At 33.8% G+C, this 4,030-nt stretch carries 6 protein-coding genes; 4 read left to right on the forward strand and 2 right to left on the reverse strand.

Going from position 1 to position 4,030, the window contains the following annotated elements; translation table 11 throughout:
* The 4 genes from BUB83_RS22285 to BUB83_RS20835 form a co-directional block, all read left to right on the forward strand.
* Positions 1-870 (forward strand): RHS repeat-associated core domain-containing protein (locus BUB83_RS22285; RefSeq protein ID WP_200801514.1); only part of this gene is annotated, 870 nt, incomplete at its 5' end.
* Positions 871-879: 9 nt separating this feature from the next.
* The gene (locus BUB83_RS20825; protein WP_073341004.1) at positions 880-1,080 is read left to right on the forward strand and encodes a DUF4926 domain-containing protein; all 201 of its coding nucleotides are present in this window, start codon (positions 880-882) and stop codon (positions 1,078-1,080) included.
* A gap of 214 nt (positions 1,081-1,294) precedes the next feature.
* Positions 1,295-2,395: an RHS repeat domain-containing protein gene (locus BUB83_RS20830; RefSeq protein WP_073341005.1), complete on the forward strand. Its 1,101-nt coding sequence runs from the start codon at positions 1,295-1,297 to the stop codon at positions 2,393-2,395.
* A gap of 15 nt (positions 2,396-2,410) precedes the next feature.
* Positions 2,411-2,752 (forward strand): DUF2019 domain-containing protein, encoded by a 342-nt coding sequence (locus BUB83_RS20835; RefSeq protein ID WP_073341006.1) that lies wholly within the window; start codon positions 2,411-2,413, stop codon positions 2,750-2,752.
* 680 nt (positions 2,753-3,432) lie between these two features.
* Here the strand turns inward: BUB83_RS20835 and BUB83_RS20840 are convergent.
* Together BUB83_RS20840 and BUB83_RS22340 are read right to left on the reverse strand one after the other, a co-directional pair.
* Positions 3,433-3,756, reverse strand: coding sequence for a DUF6618 family protein (locus BUB83_RS20840; protein ID WP_073341007.1), 324 nt, complete (start codon positions 3,754-3,756; stop codon positions 3,433-3,435).
* 11 nt (positions 3,757-3,767) lie between these two features.
* Positions 3,768-3,947: a hypothetical protein gene (locus BUB83_RS22340; RefSeq protein ID WP_207649352.1), complete on the reverse strand. Its 180-nt coding sequence runs from the start codon at positions 3,945-3,947 to the stop codon at positions 3,768-3,770.
* Positions 3,948-4,030: the final 83 nt, after the last annotated feature.

The following is a 4,030-nucleotide window of genomic DNA, read 5'->3' on the forward strand; positions in this document are numbered from 1 at the left end:
GATATCACTGGGTTATTTGATAAGAATGGAGCAACTGTAGTAGAATATACTTATGATTCTTGGGGAAAATTGATTTCCATTAGTGGAAGTTTAGCCAGTAGTGTTGGAGTAAAGAATCCTTATCGTTATAGAGGATATAGGTATGATACCGAGACTGGATTGTACTACCTTCAAAGCAGATACTATAATCCTGAGTGGGGTCGCTTCATAAATGCTGATTCTGAAGGTGGAACAGTTGGTGAATTGCTATCTCACAATGTATTTGCATACTGCAGCAATAATCCTGTCAATAGATTTGACCCAGATGGTAGAGCTTGGTGGGTGATTGGAGCGATTGCAGGTGCAGTAGTGGGTGGTATAGCAGGAGCCGCATATTCATACTATACTACAGGTTCTGTCGATTGGCGATATGTTGCTGGAGGTGCAGCAGCAGGTGCATTAGTAGGAGCAGGGTTAGGGTATCTTGCAGAAACGGCATATACCGCAGTTACAGCCGCAGCAGCTGCTGGCGGAGGTGTAGCTGCTACAGTGGCTAATAAATTGCCTAATTATCAGAAAGCTGTTGTTGACATAAAGAAACTAACTGACTATGCGCTTAACCCCGAACACCCAGTTGGTGGTAATAAGGCTAGAGTATTTAAAAGTGCTTTGGGATATACAAAATCAAATGCGGAACAGCTTAGAACTACTATAACAAAGCAATTACCTAAGTTTGAGGCTGTTGCAGGGAAATTAGACCAATATGGACAAAGGTATACTGTTGATATGATAATAAAGGGTCCAAATGGTAATTCAGCGATGGTGAGAACTGGATGGATAATTAAAACTGGTGAGAGTGCTCCAAATATGGTAACATTATTTGTTAAATAGAGGTGTGAAATGAAATTTGATATGTATGATACTGTAATAGTTTTAAATAATTATTCAGACGAAGGTGTCCTAAAAGGAGAATTAGGAGCCATTGTAGAGGTATATACTGAACCACATGAAGCTTATGAAGTAGAATTTTTAGATGAAGAAGGTAAAACAAAGTCTATACTAGTTTTACAACCAAATGAACTATGCAAGCATAATGACTAAATACAATTAGATGATAAATAGAGCTTTTAAAATTATATTTACTTCTAAGGTGTGCGGTACTTCCCGAAATATGTAATAATTTGAGATGTTGGACACATTTAAAAATAAGAGCTGCAAATAGATTAAAACCTAATTTATTTGCAGTCTTTTTTATATCCTTATTCCTTATAATGGATAGGGATTTGCTTGGGAGCAAGGCAGACAATTAAAATCCATGAATGGAAATGGCCAATCAATAAGCTATAAATATAATGCATCAGGCATTAGAACACAAAAAACCGTCAATGGAGTTACAACAAAATACCATCTTGAAGGTGATAAAGTAACTTACGAAACAAGTGGTTCAGATAAAATTCACTATACTTATGATAGCAATGGTAAATTAGTGAGCATGAACCTAAATGGAAAAGAATACTACTACATCAGAAATGCTCAAGGAGATATTACTGGATTATTTGATAAGAATGGAGCAACTGTAGTAGAATATACTTATGATTCATGGGGTAAATTGATTTCCATTAGTGGAAGTTTAGCCAGTGGTGTTGGAGTAAAGAATCCTTATAGGTATCGTGGGTATAGATATGATACCGGGACTGGATTGTACTATCTGCAATCAAGATACTATAACCCTCAGTGGGGACGTTTTGTCAACATGGACTCAGTAGGAGGGAAAGTAGGAGTTCTATTATCACATAATGTATTTGCATACAGTAATAATAACCCCATAAACATGGTGGATCCAAGTGGTCATTTTGCTTTTGCACTCAGCTTTGTAGCAGAGGCTGTTATGGCAGTAGGCGCAACTGTTGGTGCAGTACTATCATCACCAGTAGTTCTTGTGGGAGCAGCTATTGCAGCTACTTGTTTTCTAGGATATGCAATATATACTCATTATACTTCAACTCCAGATTCAAGTAGCGAAAAAATAAGTAGTAGTAAAGGAATGGATGGAGCAGGTGGGGGAAGTTCAAACACACCTAATAATAATGATAATAAGGAACCTAAAGGGTTTAAATCTTTTCGTAAACTCAAGAAATTCGTAGGGCCGGCAGGGGCCGGCAAAGCATGGCATCATATTGTAGAACAAACACCAGCTAATATAGCTAAATTTGGTGAAGAAACAATACATAATATAGATAATATTATGAAACTTGATCATGGCAAAGGTAGTATGCATGCTCAAATTAGTGGATTTTATTCATCTATTAAGCCATTTACAAACGGTCTAAGAGTGAGGACATGGTTGAGTACTAAGAGTTTTGAGGAACAATATGAGTTTGGTATGAAAATTATTAAATTATTTCAAGATAAATAGAAAGAGAGGGTAAGAATGAAAGATATAGAGAAAATAATTCAAGAATATACTGAAGCAGCAATAAAGTATGGTAATGCAACAGAAGAAGGAAAATATAAGATAGTTAATAATCAATATAAGATAATTGAAAAAAATATAGACAAGTTAAAATCTATAGAAAATGGAATTAATAAATTAGAAAATTTATTGGAACATCAATCAGACTATGTTAAGTTATGGAGTGCAAGATATTTACTTTATTTAAAAGAGCAAAAAGCAAAAGAAACTTTACTTATCCTTATACAAAAATCTGGAGTTATAGGATTTGATGCAAAAATGACACTAGAAGAATGGGGAAAAGGTAATATAAGTAAATAAGCTCATGATTTTGACTGCATAATTCAAATAATGCAGTGAGTACAAACAAAAAGCAACAAAAATTGTTCATTCTATTTACAATTTTTGAAAGGTACCTGACCCATAGACATCAAGTTAGCAAGTGAGTCCAGCAAAGCATGTCCTCACAAAGAACCCAGGGTAAAAAAAAATTCCAATTACAAGAGGTGAAAAATTAAAGAATCGTCATTTATATGGCGGTTCTCCTTTTATATTGCAAATCATTTTACTAAACTTTACATTTAAGGCAGATTAGGAGAAGTTGAAGAAAATGAATTAAAAAGAGAAGATAATCAGGTATTGAACAAAACAATAGTCTACACTTATGATGTAGGTGGAGAGCAAAACAAATTTGTTAACAAATTATGAACGGAGAGAATGATTTGTTTTGCTATCAGTTCCAGAATCATTCACACTCTCAATGTGGGTAAATCCATACAAAACATGATGGACAGGCATTTCTAGGGAAACATTCAAGTTCAGGAGAAAATATATTTCTACTAGGTGTTATACGGCGAATTATTCTATCCTTAAAAAGTCAGATTAAAATATCTTATTTAGCATGTTTATTTTAGAGATTATTTAATCTGACTGATGTGTTTTGCTAGAAAAAGTCACATTAATATATCCTGAAAACAACAATAAAAACAATAAAAAAAGGACTAAAAATGGTCCCATAGTAATAATTTATGTTCTATATATTCTATAGCTCTCGCTACAGTTATACCATCAACTTCTCCAATAAGAGATGTTAGCTTTTCAGTATTCCAGAAAATATCATTAAATCGTGACAAGTAACATCGAACATCGTAATTAGGAATGCAAACAAAATTTCCATACTTGGTTTTACCAATAACAATATGCAGAGAAGATCTACTTTCAACATATATTTCAACTAAATCCTTACCTTCCTTTAAACATTTTATTGTCCCTTTCCAATATTCTATCTTTTTATTTTTTTTCCTTTGGGAACACCTAAATTCCATATAAGTCACCCCTAATTACTAATAATGCTAACTTCTTTATGCGCATTAAAAATATCCTCTTTAGAGATTGTTTTTACCCCTTTTGAAGCTGCCGATATTAGGCACATCCGTGCTATAGAATTAATTTCTCTGATTTGACCATTTGACATTGTATAAAGTAATTCAAAGCAATCTACATCAGAAATGCTCAAGGAGATATCACTGGGTTATTTGATAAGAATGGAGCAACTGTAGTAGAATATACTTATGATTCTTGGGGAAAATTGATTTCCAT

The organism is Clostridium grantii DSM 8605 (assembly GCF_900129965.1).
GTDB classification, from domain to species: Bacteria; Bacillota; Clostridia; order Clostridiales; family Clostridiaceae; genus Clostridium_AF; species Clostridium_AF grantii.

Bases quoted from the DNA above. Each gene is read 5' to 3' on its own strand.
- BUB83_RS20825 (WP_073341004.1), top strand. From the start codon at position 880: ATGAAATTTGATATGTATGATACTGTAATAGTTTTAAATAATTATTCA.
- BUB83_RS20830 (WP_073341005.1), top strand. From the start codon at position 1,295: ATGAATGGAAATGGCCAATCAATAAGCTATAAATATAATGCATCAGGC.
- BUB83_RS20835 (WP_073341006.1), top strand. From the start codon at position 2,411: ATGAAAGATATAGAGAAAATAATTCAAGAATATACTGAAGCAGCAATA.
- BUB83_RS20840 (WP_073341007.1), bottom strand. From the start codon at position 3,756: ATGGAATTTAGGTGTTCCCAAAGGAAAAAAAATAAAAAGATAGAATAT.